This window comes from Hafnia alvei, assembly GCF_900095695.1.
Lineage (GTDB): Bacteria > Pseudomonadota > Gammaproteobacteria > Enterobacterales > Enterobacteriaceae > Hafnia > Hafnia alvei_B.
Map to the genome: position 1 here is coordinate 67,268 of NZ_FMIQ01000014.1, position 15,211 is coordinate 82,478.

Here is a 15,211-nt window from a genome sequence, read left to right on the forward strand (position 1 = left end):
ACATTCTAACGCTGTGAGCGGCTTAGGCGAAATGGAATTACCTAGGAATCACTTTATACATTGGCTAGAATAGCTGCGAAAACGTTGGCGGTTTGTAAAAAAATCGCTACTCCTTCGCAGAATCAGGGAATGTGTCATGAAAACTTTAGGCGAGTTTATCGTCGAAAAGCAGCAAGATTTTCCACACGCTACTGGCGAACTAACCGCTCTCCTCTCCGCAATTAAACTGGGTGCCAAAATTATCCACCGCGATATCAACAAAGCGGGTCTGGTGGATATTCTCGGCGCAAGTGGTGCGGAAAACGTGCAGGGTGAGGTTCAGATGAAACTGGATCTCTATGCCAATGAAAAACTCAAAGCCGCCTTAAAAGCGCGTGGAGAGGTGGCGGGTATCGCATCGGAAGAAGAAGACGATATTGTTATCTTTGAGGGCGATCGCGCCAACAACGGTAAATATGTCGTTTTGATGGATCCATTAGACGGTTCTTCCAACATCGACGTTAACGTGTCAGTCGGTACGATTTTCTCTATCTATCGCCGCATTACGCCAATTGGGCAGCCGGTTACCGAAGAAGACTTCCTGCAGCCGGGAAATTGTCAGGTTGCCGCTGGTTATGTCGTTTATGGCTCTTCAACCATGCTGGTATACACCACTGGCAACGGGGTTCACGCCTTTACCTATGACCCATCGCTGGGCGTATTCTGCCTGTCACATGAACGCGTACGTTTCCCTGAAAAAGGCAACATGTACTCTATCAACGAAGGGAACTACATCAAATTCCCTCTCGGCGTGAAGAAATACATTAAGTATTGCCAAGAGCAAGACGAAGCAACTCATCGCCCTTATACCTCACGCTATATTGGTTCTTTGGTTGCCGATTTCCATCGTAACCTGCTCAAGGGTGGTATCTACATCTACCCAAGCACCGCAAGCCATCCTTCTGGCAAGCTGCGTTTGCTGTATGAATGCAACCCTATGGCATTCTTAGCGGAGCAAGCAGGCGGTAAAGCCACCGACGGCTTCCGTCGTATTCTGGATATCGCACCGGAAAAACTGCACCAGCGAGCACCGTTCTTCGTCGGCACCAGTTCTATGGTAGAAGACGCTGAACGCTTCATGAGCGATTTCCCCGACGCATAATCCTGCCCCCGGTAAACTTCAAGCGCGACGCCATAAGCCGAACGCTTGAAAGATGTCGGGTAGACTGTTCATTTGTGGAGTGACCGCTATAATAGCCGTCACTCCATTTCTGGTTTGATTAAAGGAAACCGACATGAGCTTGATTAACGTCCCTGCTGGCAAAGATATGCCAGAAGACATCTACGTAGTTATCGAAATTCCAGCTAACGCTGATCCAATCAAATATGAAGTAGACAAAGAAACAGGTTGCCTGTTTGTAGACCGTTTCATGTCTACCGCAATGTTCTACCCATGCAACTATGGTTACATCAACCACACTCTGTCTCTGGACGGCGATCCGGTTGACGTTCTGGTCCCAACTCCATATCCACTGCAGCCAGGCTCAGTCATTCGTTGCCGCCCAGTTGGCGTGCTGAAAATGACTGACGAAGCCGGTGAAGATGCGAAGCTGGTAGCTGTTCCACACAGCAAAATGACCAAAGAATACGATCACATCAAAGATGTGAACGATCTGCCTGAACTGCTGCGTGCCCAAATCTCCCACTTCTTTGAACACTACAAAGATCTGGAAAAAGGCAAATGGGTTAAAGTTGAAGGTTGGGATAACGCTGAAGCCGCTAAAGCTGAAATCGTTGCCTCTTTCGAGCGCGCTAAAAACAAATAATTGTTTTCACGTGCACGAAAAAAAACACCGCCATTGGCGGTGTTTTTTTATGTTTTACTGTCAGATAAGCAGCGTGTTATTCGCTACATTCCTGATCGCGTTTCAACCAGTCACCACATTTGATACGTGGCAAACTGTCTACCGAGTACAGATAGATATATATCCACGCACTGCCGAATGGCGTTTGAATCAGCTCTCTACGATAATCCTTGCTGTTGCTTTTCAGCTCATCCAGCTCGGCTAAAATGGAAGAGTTAATGCGATAGACTTCGCAAAATACCTTTCCCTCGCCCGGAACTACCGCCGGAAAATGGCCGAGATCGTACATCTCGTACCCTTCGAGCTCACATTCACCCAGCAACATGGCGTTAGTCATCCAATGACTATTACCCTGCTTACGACGTAGACTTCCATATACAATAATTCGCATCACTCAAACTCAAACTGATAGAGCAAATCGAGTGCCTGATCGAGTCCAGACACCGCTTCCAGATATAATTTTGGCATCAGGCGATAACGTAACGTCAGCGTCGCCAACGAATCAAATATCCCAACACCATATTTTACCTGTAATCCTGGTAGTACATAACCACTCACAACTACCTGCGAGCTGTCTCCAACGCCTTGAGCGTCTAGAGATAAATTGCTCACGCCAAATGTCTCACCGATTTTACCCACCAGCTTACCACTTTGCGCTACCCCCATGCCGATCAGCATCGATGTCATGGCATTGCTGTCCGTTCCCGAACTTTCTAATCCCTGCCCACGCAGCAAATAAGACAGCGCCATCTGCTGTGACATGGCAGGATCCGAGAATACTTCTAGTTTCGGCTGATCAGCAAGTCCTGTTACACGTACCCCGGCAGTAACATCGTCTTCCGTTGCATCGGGGTTACGAATTGCTTCAATATTCAGCAATGGCTGCTCTGGTGGTCCAGAGAAGATCAGTTCACCTTTACGGATCAGTAAATCTTGTCCATATGCGGCAAAACGGCCTTCTGGAATATTCACCTGACCATTCAAGCCAAGACCATGTTCATCCTGAACCATCTTCAGATCGCCCTGCAATTTCGCTTTCAGACCGAAAGCATCTAAGCGAACATTGGGGCCAATATGAATATTCAAATTGCTGTTAATCGGAATCGACGCCGACGCTGGCGCTATCGGCTGGCGTTGATTATTCAGCATCACCTCATCCGACGATACCGACACCGCGCTTTCAGGCAGCTCCTGAACCGTAATTCGCGCCCAAGGAATACCCACAGAACCGTTTAAAGCAAACATCTTCGGCGTCGCTTCAAACACAATATCCGGTGACACATCCAAACGCACCATCGGCGGAACAGTTACGCGAACGCGATCTCCTTTCACTGCAATCTGCGCACGCCATGCATCAATCACACGCCAATCCGCATTACCCGTCAGGTTAAGCTGCCCGCGCGAGGTTTTGATCACTCCTTGCAGCGCCGAACTCATCCCTGCAAAGTTAACCGCCAGATTGCCTTCCGTGATATCAAACGGCATAAACTGCCCATCGATATCGACTTTATCCAACGCCATACGCCCGAAGATCTGTGGCTGCTGGGCGTTACCACCTAAGCGTAATGCCGCGTTCAGCATCCCTTGCGCTTTTTCTCCAGACATCAGCGCAGGGTTCAACATCGCCAGCGAGATGCTTTTGATATTCACGTTACCCGACAGATTTCTACGACCTTGAGGATCGGCAATCTGAACGTTTCCATCAAGCTGACCATTACCCGCAATTCGTATCAACCAATCAAGCTGAGCACGGCCATGATTAAGCGCCGCGTTCAGGTTCAACGTGTCAAAGGCAATAGGCAGTTGGTTTCCCTGAACGGCCTGTTGCACCTTAACGCCTTTACCAATAAGCGAAACTTTCGCCTCTGGCAGAGCCTGACCTTCCTTCCAGCTCACATCCGCTCGACCGGTAAATACCCCATTCAGTGCGGTATCTGGTCCTAAGAACGGTTTAATCATAGCTAAATCGAAACGGTTCAATACCACGCTAGCATTACCGCTCGCGCCAGCTTCAATCGTTTTAGGAACACAAACCTCAGCATTCGGGTTTAACCAGCAATGTGGACCAACGCTAATCTTCTGCTGCTGGTTAAGATAATCGAGCGCAATTGGCCGCGTTAAGCGCCACTCGCCAACCGGAGTATCAAAGCGTGTATCGTTTAAGGTTCCCTGCCAGCGCTCAGTGGTTCGATCAAAACTGCCTTTCAGTGCCAACTGACCAGAAAGTGGATCGCCATTGATTTTCAACTGTAGCTGATGCTGTTTCTCACTGCCTTTGGCATCTAGCGTTAACAGGCTAATCAGAAAATCATCCTGTTTCAGTTGCTCAACGCGCGCATTTAAATTGCCTTCAATCTGTTCGCCGGAACGAATATCACCGTCTAGCTTCACTCGATTGATGGTTAATGTCTGCCACTGCAAACCAGACGCGGTGAGATCGGCCAGCACCTGCGGCGCTTTGAGATTACCACGCAGTTTCAGCGTACCTTTCGCCGTGCCCGCTAAACCCGGCAAATTACCATCGAGGCGAGGAGCATCAATAACAGCATCCAGTGCCCACTTATCAGACAGCTCGCCGGTGATATCAATCTTGTTGCGGCCTAGGCCAATGTGCATCTGAGGAATTTTCCACTGGCCAGCCTGATTTCCGGTCAAATTCCCACGAACATCGACCTGGTTTTGCTTCACGTTACCGTCAAGCTGAAGCACTGGAACGCGTAGCTGCCAGTTTCCACCGTATAAACTGCCCTGCGTTTCAATATTACCGTTCAGTTTAGCCGGCCATTCAGGCCACTGTTTCGCCGTATTGATACCATCAAGCGTCAGCTTACTCTTCCAACTGATGGCTTTGCTCCAATCTACCAAGGCTGAAAGATCGGTATTCCCCTGCAAAGCAGCGACACGCAGACGACTTAAATTAAATTGCTGATCGGTCCCTTTACCATCAAGGGTAATTTTGGCCGCTGGAATTTCATTACCACTAACATCGGTTCGCAAAGACAGCGCATAGGCTTTACCACTGCCGTTTAAACGCAAGCGAATATTTTTCGCCTGATACTCTGGCGTCCCCACCAAAGGCCACTGCACACCAGGACTCTCCAGCGTCACAGCCAACGGTAAGCCCGCCGTGGCTAACTGCGTTTCTGCCGCTAGCGTGGCTTTTAACGGGCCAGATAAATTAGCATCCAGCGTTAATACATCACGCAGATCGCCTTTAATACCCAGCTTCAGTTTTTCGCCTTTAACCGGATCGACATTCAAATCTGCGTTTAAGCGGAAATCCATCGGCCACCGATCGCCCAATGTCGCCTGACCATGCATGGACACATTACCCTGCGGCGAGCGAACCTCCAGCGTATGCAAACGCAGCGCGCTATCTTTGGTAACCGCTCTCACCAGCAAAGAATTCACCACGATATCGCTATCACCGGTGATACGTAATTGCTCACCAGAAATCCGCTTCACGGTCAGATCCAACGGCAAACGCAGTTCTGGCAAATCAGGCAGTAATGGTTTAGCAAACAGCTCAGCCAGCACTTCACCCAGTGGCTTCTCAACGGCTGTTTTTTCCGCCTCAGCCTGTGCGTCTTTCTGAGCTTCGGCCTTTGCCTGTTCAGGCTTGGCAACATGTTTAACAACATGCTCTGCGGCATCAGAGGCGGCCTGTTTGGCGCTATCGGCGGCGGCATCCATGGCAGCCTGAGTCACCGGCTTATCTTTAACCGCAACCGCAACCACCTGATCCTGAACCGGCGTTGCAGGCGTTTTCGGCAATGCCACCAGCAGAGACTTAATGTTGGTTGGCAACAGCGTTAAACCGCGATCTCGCCATTCGGCGCCGGTGCGAAACTCGTCCAAAGAAATGGCGGTGTCATCAACCGTGACGTGAACGTTATTGATGCGCAGCAAACGGATCGCTACGGGATAAGGCGCTTTCAGTTCGCTTAGCGGTTCACTGGTGGTCTCTGGCGCAGGCTCGGAAGGTGCTAACTCTTGCGTATTGATAGCAACATCAATCTGATTTGCCGTTAAGGCATTCAGGCACAGCTCGCTTTTTTTCAAGCAGCCGATATCAACCGCCAGATGAAACTCACCGGCTTTCACTTTCACGCCGGGCATTTGGTAGGAAACGCCGGTTAACGTTAGATTACGCCACCCGCCGGTCACACCTGCGATATCTAGCCCCGGCACCCAGCGCGCCGCGCTGTTGATAACAAAATGAAGACCCGGCGTGCTGATCACGGTGCCAATCAGGCCAACCACCAGCAATACGAGCACCAGCAAAAAGATCAGGCTGAATTTGATTACGCGTCTCATAGTTCAGGCCCCAATCCGATGTAAAACTGCAAATCATGGTTATCTTTATCACCAACCGGCACCGCAAAATCGAGCTTGATTGGCCCAACCGGTGATTCCCAGCGCACGCCAACACCCGCGCCGGTATAAAAATTACTGCGTTTGATATCGTTCACCGCTTCACCAGAGTCAACAAAGGTGGCACCCCACCATTTTCCAGTGACGTTATATTGATATTCCAATGATCCCGTAGCGAGCTTGGAAGCACCGGTTAACTTACCTGAGCTATCTTCCGGTGAAATAGATTTGTATTTATATCCACGAATACTGCGGTCACCACCGGCGAAGAAGCGCAGGTTTGGCGGCACTTTTTCGAAGTCATTCGTTTCAATCCACCCCACGTTACCGCGTACCACAAAGCGATGTTTTTCGGCTAACGTGCGGATCCACACCTGCTGCGCCTGCACGACAGCAAAGTCGACGTCAGAGCCCCATGTAGTGTCGGATACATCAAATGAATAGCGCTGGCTGTCGCCCCATACCGGCATTAGCCCCCCGCGAGAGCGGGTGCGGTTTAGCATAATTCCCGGATACAACAGCATGGTATCGTTCGACACTTCGCCCTGCGTAAAGTGGTTAAGGCTCCAACGCAGGTTAACTGAACGCTGCCAGCCACTCGACAGATCCCAATATCTCGCCACGTTCAGCGTGGTGGTATCTTCTTCGGTATCATTGAGATCGGTACGCTTGAAACCGCCCTGCAATAGGTAATATTGCTCAATCGGGTTCTTTAGCAGCGGAATTTTATAGCTGAAATCTGCAGTTTGTTCTGGCGCTGAAAGGTTGAGCGAGGTTTCGAAACTATGCCCGTACGAGTTAACCCAAGGGCGCTTCCAGGTAGCCTGCACGCGCGGCCCCACGTCGGTGGCATAGCCGCCGCCGAGCTCAACGGTATTACGCACTTTAGGAGAAACCACCGCGTCTAATGGCAGCTCTTTATCTGCGGTTGCCTGTTTAAAATCAGGCGATACCACCACCGAGTTGAACCAGTTGGTGGCAGACAAACGGCGGCTAAACTCGGCCAATTGCTCAGAGGTGTAATATTCACCCTTTTCGAAAGGAACCAAGTGCTGCAAATACTCTTCTCGGATCTGCGAACCTTCAAAAGAAACGTCGCCAAAGCGATAGCGTTTGCCGCTATCGAAATCGATATCCCAAAATGCTTTGCGCTCATCCTCGATAACGCCAAGTTGATGCACCGGCATCGTGGCATCGAAGTAGCCTCTACGCACCGCAATAGAAGTCAGGGAATTCTTGAAACTATCGTACGTGCCATGATTGAGCACGGTGCCAATTTTGGGCTCACCGGTTTTCAGCAGTTCTTTATAGGCAGAGTCATCTTTAGCCTGCCCTAAAATCTTCACGTCCACGCCCGCAATCAGCACGGGTTCACCGGCCTTCACTTTCGCAATCAGCAAAGGTCTTTCAGGCGGTTTTTTATCTTGATAATCAAATTCAATAGTTGGCTGATAATAGCCGAGCGCTTTCAGCCCCCGTCGAATGGATTCATCAACTCGGGCGCGAAAACGGCCATCGTTGCTGACTTCATCATTTTCGATGGTGGAAAGACTGGCTCGTACGTTCTGTTCGAGCGACCCGCTTAAACCTTCAACTTTTAAGCGAACTTGCGCTGCATTGGCCAAGGGGGATGCCAAAAAGAGGCATATAAAGCCAAAGAGACGAAATCGTGGCACGCGAACTCCTGAAGTTTACCCTACCTGTAAAACATTCCGCCTGTCAGGGGGAACTGCTATCCGACGGAATTCAAAAATGTGCATGTGCACCAGTTTGCAATGCCATTAGTAACATGGTTGCAATAATTAGGCATATTGTGCGCAAAGTAAGTATGAGATACAACTAATGACCGAATTGATCTAAATAAAGTAATCACTAAAGTTATGTATATAGTAGCTGAGTGATACATAAATCTAAGACAGGAGCCTCCTGTGGCTAACGCAAATCATGACATTCAACCACTTACGGCAGAGCACGCCCTTCCTGGCCGCAACACCCCGATGCCTATTGCTAAAATACATGCGGTGAGCGGAAATTCTATGACCAATGTTCCAGAAGGCATGGAAACCGCCATTTTTGCTATGGGATGCTTCTGGGGCGTAGAACGTCTGTTCTGGCAACAGCCGGGAATTTACAGTACGGCGGCGGGATACAGCGGCGGGTTCACCCCCAATCCAACCTACCGCGAAGTGTGTTCTGGCCAAACCGGCCAGGCAGAAGCCGTTCGCATTGTGTTTGATCCAAAAATCATCAGCTATGCAAAACTGCTTGAGCTGTTTTGGGAAAATCACGATCCCGCTCAGGGCGATCGTCAGGGAAATGACATTGGCAGCCAATACCGTTCTGCGATCTACGTGCTTACCCCACAGCAGCAGGCTGAGGCACTGACCAGCGAAGCTCGCTTTCAGAAAGCAATGAAGGAGGCCAACGACTTGCGTGAAATCACCACCGAAATTAGCGCGGCCAAACCGTTCTACTATGCAGAAGATGAGCACCAGCAATATCTGTATAAAAACCCGCATGGCTACTGCGGTCTGGGTGGTATTGGGGTCTGTCTGCCACCACAGCTTTAAGATTGTCGAGAACCCGCTTCGCGATTAAAATTGGCTAATAGCAATAGGTTATGAGGAAGTGAGCACCTTTTAATCGCTAGCTGGTTTCTCATGGCTACTGCTATACTAGACGCGGGTCACAGAAATGAGGCCTCGTTAATAGTAGTTAGTACACGGCATAGCGCGCAAAAACTAGCCGTTTTTTGTTAAACTCCCATTAATCACTGCCCTTCACTATTCCCCGGAACACTCCGGTCGAAGCGGATAAATTATGTTAAACAGTATTTTACTGATCCTAGTATTAATCGCGATAAGCGCCTTTTTTTCCATCTCGGAAATTTCACTGGCTGCCTCTCGCAAAATGAAATTGAAAACAATGGCAGATGAAGGCGATATCAACGCTTCTCGTGTCATTGCGCTCCAAGAACAGCCTGGTTACTTCTTTACCGTGGTACAAATTGGGCTAAATGCCGTCGCTATCCTCGGTGGTATCGTCGGTGATGCTGCATTCTCCCCAACCTTCCGGATTCTGTTTGACCGCTTTATGGCACCAGAAATCTCCGAGCAGGTCAGCTTTATCTGTTCCTTCGTGTTGGTCACCAGCTGCTTTATTTTGTTTGCCGACCTCACACCGAAACGCATCGGTATGATCGCCCCTGAAACGGTCGCCGTTCGGATCGTCAACCCGATGCGCTTCTGCCTGTTGGTATTCAGACCTTTGGTATGGTTCTTTAACGGCCTTGCCAACATGATCTTCCGCTTATTTAAGCTGCCAATGGTACGTAAAGACGATATTACTTCTGATGATATCTACGCCGTCGTTGAAGCGGGTGCATTAGCGGGCGTACTGCGTAAGCAAGAGCACGAAATCATCGAGAACGTCTTTGAGTTGGAATCTCGTACGGTTCCTTCTTCTATGACGCCGCGTGAAAGCATCATCTACTTCGATTTGAGCGAAAGCGAAGAAAGCATCAAAGAAAAAGTCTCTACTCATCCGCACTCTAAGTTTTTAGTTTGTGATGGGGCAATCGATCACGTGGTGGGCTACGTTGACTCCAAAGATTTGCTCAACCGCGTATTGGGCAATCAAAGCCTCGTGCTGAGCAGCGGCGTGCAAATTCGTAACGTGTTAATCATTCCCGACACGCTGACGTTGTCTGAAGGATTAGAGAGTTTTAAAACCGCTGGTGAAGACTTCGCCATTATTCTGAACGAATATGCGTTAGTGGTGGGTATCATCACGCTTAACGACGTGATGACCACGCTGATGGGCGACCTGGTTGGCCAAGGCCAAGAAGAACAGATCATCGCTCGCGATGAAAACTCGTGGCTGGTTGAAGGCGTTACGCCAATTGATGATGTGATGCGCGTGTTGGATATCGAAGAGTTTCCGCAGAACAGCAATTATGAAACCATCGGCGGCTTCATGATGTATATGCTGCGTAAAATTCCAAAACGCACCGACTACGTCAAATATGCGGGCTATAAGTTTGAAGTTGTTGATATCGACAGCTACAAAATCGACCAGTTGCTGGTGACTCGCTTGGCCGAACGCCCTGCGCCGATCATTCCCGATGCGGCTGGTGATTTAGAAAAAGCGAAAGAAGCAAATACCTAAGTTCAGCGCTTTAAACCGCATGCATTATAGAAACACAAACGGCCCGCAAGGGCCGTTATCATTTTCCTACTTTCTAGCCTATTAGCTCTAGCTTATTAACAACACAGCAGGGAGCTCTTCCCAATCTGCCTATGCCATTTCGGCCTGCAGTCGTGTGACTTGACGGTTAATCTCAGACATGGCGCTGAGGTGGCGTTTGTCTCGCACTTTCGGGGGAAGAACCTTCCCCATGTCGAACTCGAAAGCGCCGACATCCTTGATATATAACCGTCCACGAAACAGGGTTTTTACATACTTGGCAACAAGAAGCGGATTGTAGCGTTGGAAGATTTTCATTGTTGTGTTTACCTCCCGGTAATGACATGCGGCAGGGTATAAAAATTCAATCAGCCAAAACGGCTGCACGGCCCCTATCCGCGTAATGGAGTATAAAATAGACTGCTTTCACAACTTTGGGTTCCCATAAAGCGGCATTTTTCACTATATTTACCTCAGCTGACAGAATGGTATGCAAAAAGTCATACCGAACATGAAATAATCGCGCAAAAAATGGGGTTTTAGCCTTACAGAATAAAACTTTCTATCACACTTCAAAACAGGACAGACCTCCGATCACAATCTATGCTTTTGACACGATCGTTCTGACTGTTTATTTAGGGAGCCTGCATGAAACTACAAAAACACTACCTACTTCCGTTGCTGCTGCTATCGATGTCAGTTTCAGCACACAATTTTCAGCAAGAGCAGCGCGTCGCGCCCGTGGGCATCAGCGACCGTGGGGAACTGAACTATCAGAATAATGAGTTTAGCTATAAAAACTGGAACAGTGCCCAGTTGGGAGGAAAAGTGCGAGTGATTCAGCATATTGCTGGGCGTACATCTGCCAAAGACATGAACGATCCGCTGATTGAAGCTATCAAGAAAGCCAGTTTACCGCACGACAAATACCAAACCACCACCATCGTCAATACCGATGACGCGATTATTGGTACAGGGCCATTCGTACGTAGCAGTATTGAAAGCAGCAAGAAGGAGTTCCCGTGGTCGCAATTTATCGTCGATGATACGGGGGCGGCAAAAAAAGCATGGGACTTACAGCCAAAAGGATCGGCGATCGTCGTTCTGGATAAACAAGGCAACGTAAAATTTGCGAAAGATGGTGCGCTGACGCCACAGGAAGTACAGCAGGTTATCGGCCTGCTGCATCAGCTGTTAGGTTCTTAAAAGCCTAAAAGAGAGAAACACGGAACCCCGGATTCAGGAAGGATTCTGCCGGGGTATAATCCAGCGTTTTCCCCTGCCAATCGTGGATCTGCGCCCCCGCAGCAAGTGCAACCGCATGCCCCGCTGCCGTATCCCAAACGTTAGTTGGCCCGAAGCGCGGATAAAGTTGAGCTTTCCCCTCTGCCACTAAACAGAATTTCAGCGAAGAGCCTACGGCAACCGTTTGATGCTCACCCAACTGAGCCAAATAATCTCTTAACTCTTCATCAGCATGGGAACGACTCACCACCACCAAGGGTGGATTAGCATTGCTGACGTGGATTTGCTCACGCACGCCTTGCTCTTCTTTCCAAGCCTTGCCGCGCTCCGCGCAATACAAAACATCGTTAACCGGCGCATAAACCACGCCCATCACAGGGACACCGTTTTCGATCAGGGCGATATTTACCGTGAACTCACCATTGCGGCTAATAAACTCCTTGGTGCCATCTAAAGGATCCACCAACCAATAGCGTTGCCAATGTTGGCGGATCGCCCACGATGGCGGATCTTCTTCAGACAGCAAAGGGATCTCAGGCGTCAGTTTCGCCAAGCCGTCGCGGATCACTTCATGCGCCGCCAGATCTGCCGCAGTGACCGGCGAGTCGTCAGATTTATGCTCTACGTTAAGAGGTTTATCGTCTTGATAGACGACCATTATTGCCTCTCCGGCTTCACGCGCCAGTCGGGAAATTTGTTCTAACATACCTACCTCTTTAAACAATGATGTCGTTTAGAAGACTAGTTTTTTTTGGGTTGAATAGCCATCTTTTGGTGGGCATAACGGCGTGTTTCGTTCGCCTATCTTTTATGGGGTAATGGTGTAAGGTTTCGACCGCCTTTCAGCAACGGTATTCACATACAAACTAAGTGAAGGCGTCCGAGTCGGGTGCGCCAGCGCGCGCACCCAACACCCGCGCGCCTTTATCCGAGACGCCATCTCCGCTCCGGTTTGGTATCGCCCATCCCGGGCGCCCCAAACTCCACCGGTACATCCCTGTACCGGTGGCTCTCTCTACCAAAACTTAAACAGTTAAAAAGACAAAAATGCCTTTTGCCTTTTGCCTTTTATCTTTTCATGTTGAAAGAATGCATTTTAGAGCCGCCAGCAGGGATGCTGGTGGCAGGTTGAGGGCGTACAGGATGTACGCTCCGAGACCGGTCGGACAAACGGCTCGGTAAAAAGCGCGAGAGTCGAGAGGTTGCGCGCTGGCAACCTTTCGTCGGACGCCTACGCCAACGGCTTCATAGAAACGCAGTTGCTCACAGGCGTACGAAATCTTTCACCGTTCCAGCATAAAATATTCTAGATGCAAGGCAGCGTTTGAACCGCCTTACTCAAACGCCTACGCCAGCAGCCTCACAGAAACGCAGTTGCTCACGGGCGGACGAAACCCTTCATCGGGCTAACATGAGGATCGCAAATACTCGGTGACGGTTGAGCCCCCCTCCCCCATCTGTGAACTCCCCCACGGACACCTGCGCCTTTATCTGGCAGTGTTCACACTTCTGGAAATACCTTCATCGTAGTTACACGTTTAATTGCGATGCTTGTCATAAATACACTCATGGAGATCACCATGTCCGCTCGCCCCCTTTCTTACTCTCTGTTGGCCCTGCTCATTGCCGGTTCTGCGCAGGCTGCAACCGTCGATTTACGCATACTTGAAACCAGCGACCTGCACAGCAATATGATGGATTTCGACTATTACAAAGATAAACCCACTGAAAAATTTGGCCTAGTGCGCACCGCAAGCCTCATCAACGATGCTCGCCATGAAGCTACCAACAGCGTTTTAGTCGATAACGGCGATCTGATCCAAGGTAGTCCATTGGGCGATTACATGGCAGCTAAGGGATTGAAAGACGGCGAAATACATCCAGTTTATAAAGCGATGAACACGCTGGATTACACGGTAGGCAACATCGGTAACCATGAGTTTAACTATGGATTGGATTATCTGAAGAAAGCGCAGGCTGGCGCGAAATTCCCTTATATCAATGCCAACGTGGTCGATGCCAAAACCGGCGAGCCGATTTGGAAGCCTTACCTAATCGCCGAAAAGCAGGTCAAAGACCGAGATGGAAAAATGCATACGCTGCGCATCGGCTACATTGGTTTTGTGCCACCACAAATCATGACATGGGATAAATCCAATTTGGCTGGCAAAGTGAAGGTGAATGACATCACTGAAACGGCCCGTCGATATGTACCGCAGATGAAAAAAGAAGGCGCCGATCTGATTGTTGCCATCCCACACTCTGGCCTATCCAGCCTTCCTTATCAGGTGATGGCTGAAAACTCGGTTTACTATCTGAGCCAAGTGCCCGATATCAACGCCATTATGTTCGGTCATTCACACGCGGTTTTCCCGAGCAAAGATTTTGCCGATATCAAAGGCGTTAATATTGATAAAGGCACGTTGAACGGTATCCCTGCCGTAATGCCTGGGCAATGGGGAGATCATTTAGGTCTGGTCGATCTGGTGATAAACAACGACCAAGGCCGTTGGAAAGTCGAAGAGGCTACTGCGCAGGCGCGTCCAATTTACGATCTCGCTAATAAAAAATCATTGGCGGCAGAAGACGCGGCTTTAGTTAACGTGCTGAAAGACGATCACAAAGGTACCCGCGATTTCGTCAGCCAGCCGATCGGCAAATCCAACGATAATATGTACAGCTATCTGGCGCTAATCCAAGACGATCCAACGGTACAGATCGTGAATAACGCCCAGCGCGCCTACGTTGAACACTATATTCAAGGCGATCCGGATCTGGCCGATATTCCCGTGCTCTCTGCCGCAGCGCCGTTTAAAGTTGGCGGGCGTAAAAACGATCCGGCCAGCTATGTGGAAGTCGAAAAAGGCCAGCTCACCTTCCGCAACGCCGCCGATCTTTACCTGTATCCAAATACGTTGGTGGTGGTCAAAGCCAGCGGCGCCGATGTGAAAGAGTGGCTGGAGTGCTCTGCTGGGCAGTACAACCAAATTGATGTAAACAGCAGCAAGCCTCAGGAATTGATTAACTGGGATGGCTTCCGTACCTACAATTTTGACATCATTGACGGCGTCAATTATCAGGTTGATGTTAGCCAGCCAGCGCGCTACGACGGCGAATGTACCCTGATAAACCCTAAATCCGAACGCATTAAGGGTCTAACATTCAACGGTAAGCCGATTGATCCTAAAGCCCAATTCCTGATTGCGACCAACAACTACCGCGCCTACGGCGGCAAGTTTGCAGGAACCGGCGATAAGCATATTGCGTTTGCTTCGCCTGATGAAAACCGTGCCGTACTTGCCGACTACATTCGCACCGAGACCAAAAAGCATGGCGCAGTCACTCCGCAGGTGGATAACAACTGGCGACTCGCGCCAATTCACAGCAAAACGCCGCTGGATATTCGCTTTGAAACTTCACCAAGTGAAAAAGCCAGCAAATTCATTTCTGAACATGCTCAGTATCCGCTGATCAGCAAAGGCCAAGATAATTTAGGTTTTGCGCTGTATCAGATTGATCTACAAAAGTAATACTAATCCCCCCGCTGATTCGCAGTGGGGGGA

Annotated in this window: 11 protein-coding genes; 6 read left to right on the plus strand and 5 right to left on the minus strand. The window is 49.5% G+C overall.

The window, feature by feature from the left end; translation table 11 throughout:
- Positions 1-136 precede the first annotated feature (136 nt).
- Together fbp and ppa are read left to right on the plus strand one after the other, a co-directional pair.
- Positions 137-1,141 carry a class 1 fructose-bisphosphatase gene (gene fbp / locus BN1044_RS05025; RefSeq protein ID WP_025798814.1) on the plus strand — a complete coding sequence of 335 codons (1,005 nt, stop codon included), beginning with the start codon at positions 137-139 and terminating at the stop codon, positions 1,139-1,141.
- A 133-nt stretch (positions 1,142-1,274) separates the two neighbouring features.
- Positions 1,275-1,805, plus strand: coding sequence for an inorganic diphosphatase (ppa, locus tag BN1044_RS05030; protein ID WP_063585913.1), 531 nt, complete (start codon positions 1,275-1,277; stop codon positions 1,803-1,805).
- Between the two features lie 76 nt (positions 1,806-1,881).
- On the opposite strand, the gene BN1044_RS05035 is transcribed toward ppa, so the two are convergent.
- The 3 genes from BN1044_RS05035 to tamA are packed head-to-tail and all read right to left on the minus strand — an operon-like array spanning position 1,882 to position 7,894.
- Positions 1,882-2,235 (minus strand): gamma-glutamylcyclotransferase family protein, encoded by a 354-nt coding sequence (locus BN1044_RS05035; protein ID WP_025798810.1) that lies wholly within the window; start codon positions 2,233-2,235, stop codon positions 1,882-1,884.
- On the minus strand, positions 2,235-6,161 hold the full coding sequence (gene tamB / locus BN1044_RS05040) for an autotransporter assembly complex protein TamB (protein ID WP_072307804.1): 3,927 nt from the start codon (positions 6,159-6,161) through the stop codon (positions 2,235-2,237). The genes BN1044_RS05035 and tamB overlap by 1 nt, the downstream gene beginning before the upstream one ends.
- Positions 6,158-7,894, minus strand: a complete 1,737-nt coding sequence (tamA, locus tag BN1044_RS05045) for an autotransporter assembly complex protein TamA (protein ID WP_072307805.1) — start codon at positions 7,892-7,894, stop codon at positions 6,158-6,160. Before tamA ends, tamB begins: the two co-directional genes overlap by 4 nt.
- Positions 7,895-8,167: 273 nt before the next feature.
- Here tamA and msrA point away from each other — a divergent pair, with 273 nt between their 5' ends.
- A complete protein-coding gene (gene msrA / locus BN1044_RS05050; RefSeq protein ID WP_168780274.1) occupies positions 8,168-8,788 on the plus strand; it encodes a peptide-methionine (S)-S-oxide reductase MsrA in 621 nt (206 codons plus the stop codon).
- A 250-nt stretch (positions 8,789-9,038) separates the two neighbouring features.
- Positions 9,039-10,385, plus strand: coding sequence for a polyamine export protein PaeA (locus BN1044_RS05055; protein WP_072307807.1), 1,347 nt, complete (start codon positions 9,039-9,041; stop codon positions 10,383-10,385).
- 129 nt (positions 10,386-10,514) lie between these two features.
- On the opposite strand, the gene BN1044_RS05060 is transcribed toward BN1044_RS05055, so the two are convergent.
- Positions 10,515-10,721 carry a DUF1107 domain-containing protein gene (locus BN1044_RS05060; RefSeq protein WP_004093669.1) on the minus strand — a complete coding sequence of 69 codons (207 nt, stop codon included), beginning with the start codon at positions 10,719-10,721 and terminating at the stop codon, positions 10,515-10,517.
- Positions 10,722-11,051: 330 nt separating this feature from the next.
- On the opposite strand from BN1044_RS05060, the gene BN1044_RS05065 reads away from it, so the two are divergent.
- Positions 11,052-11,609 (plus strand): YtfJ family protein, encoded by a 558-nt coding sequence (locus BN1044_RS05065; RefSeq protein WP_072307808.1) that lies wholly within the window; start codon positions 11,052-11,054, stop codon positions 11,607-11,609.
- A 4-nt stretch (positions 11,610-11,613) separates the two neighbouring features.
- On the opposite strand, the gene cysQ is transcribed toward BN1044_RS05065, so the two are convergent.
- Entirely contained in the window at positions 11,614-12,354 is a 741-nt protein-coding gene (gene cysQ / locus BN1044_RS05070) for a 3'(2'),5'-bisphosphate nucleotidase CysQ (RefSeq protein ID WP_040046307.1), read from the minus strand.
- Between the two features lie 874 nt (positions 12,355-13,228).
- On the opposite strand from cysQ, the gene BN1044_RS05075 reads away from it, so the two are divergent.
- Complete coding sequence (locus tag BN1044_RS05075) at positions 13,229-15,178, plus strand: bifunctional 2',3'-cyclic-nucleotide 2'-phosphodiesterase/3'-nucleotidase (protein ID WP_072307809.1); 1,950 nt, start codon at positions 13,229-13,231, stop codon at positions 15,176-15,178.
- Positions 15,179-15,211 lie beyond the last annotated feature (33 nt).

What these genes read in the sequence shown, in the direction of transcription:
- ppa (WP_063585913.1), top strand. Translation starts at nt 1,275, where the DNA reads ATGAGCTTGATTAACGTCCCTGCTGGCAAAGATATGCCAGAAGACATC.
- BN1044_RS05035 (WP_025798810.1), bottom strand. Translation starts at nt 2,235, where the DNA reads ATGCGAATTATTGTATATGGAAGTCTACGTCGTAAGCAGGGTAATAGT.
- BN1044_RS05060 (WP_004093669.1), bottom strand. Translation starts at nt 10,721, where the DNA reads ATGAAAATCTTCCAACGCTACAATCCGCTTCTTGTTGCCAAGTATGTA.
- tamB (WP_072307804.1), bottom strand. Translation starts at nt 6,161, where the DNA reads ATGAGACGCGTAATCAAATTCAGCCTGATCTTTTTGCTGGTGCTCGTA.
- fbp (WP_025798814.1), top strand. Translation starts at nt 137, where the DNA reads ATGAAAACTTTAGGCGAGTTTATCGTCGAAAAGCAGCAAGATTTTCCA.
- BN1044_RS05055 (WP_072307807.1), top strand. Translation starts at nt 9,039, where the DNA reads ATGTTAAACAGTATTTTACTGATCCTAGTATTAATCGCGATAAGCGCC.
- BN1044_RS05065 (WP_072307808.1), top strand. Translation starts at nt 11,052, where the DNA reads ATGAAACTACAAAAACACTACCTACTTCCGTTGCTGCTGCTATCGATG.
- BN1044_RS05075 (WP_072307809.1), top strand. Translation starts at nt 13,229, where the DNA reads ATGTCCGCTCGCCCCCTTTCTTACTCTCTGTTGGCCCTGCTCATTGCC.
- cysQ (WP_040046307.1), bottom strand. Translation starts at nt 12,354, where the DNA reads ATGTTAGAACAAATTTCCCGACTGGCGCGTGAAGCCGGAGAGGCAATA.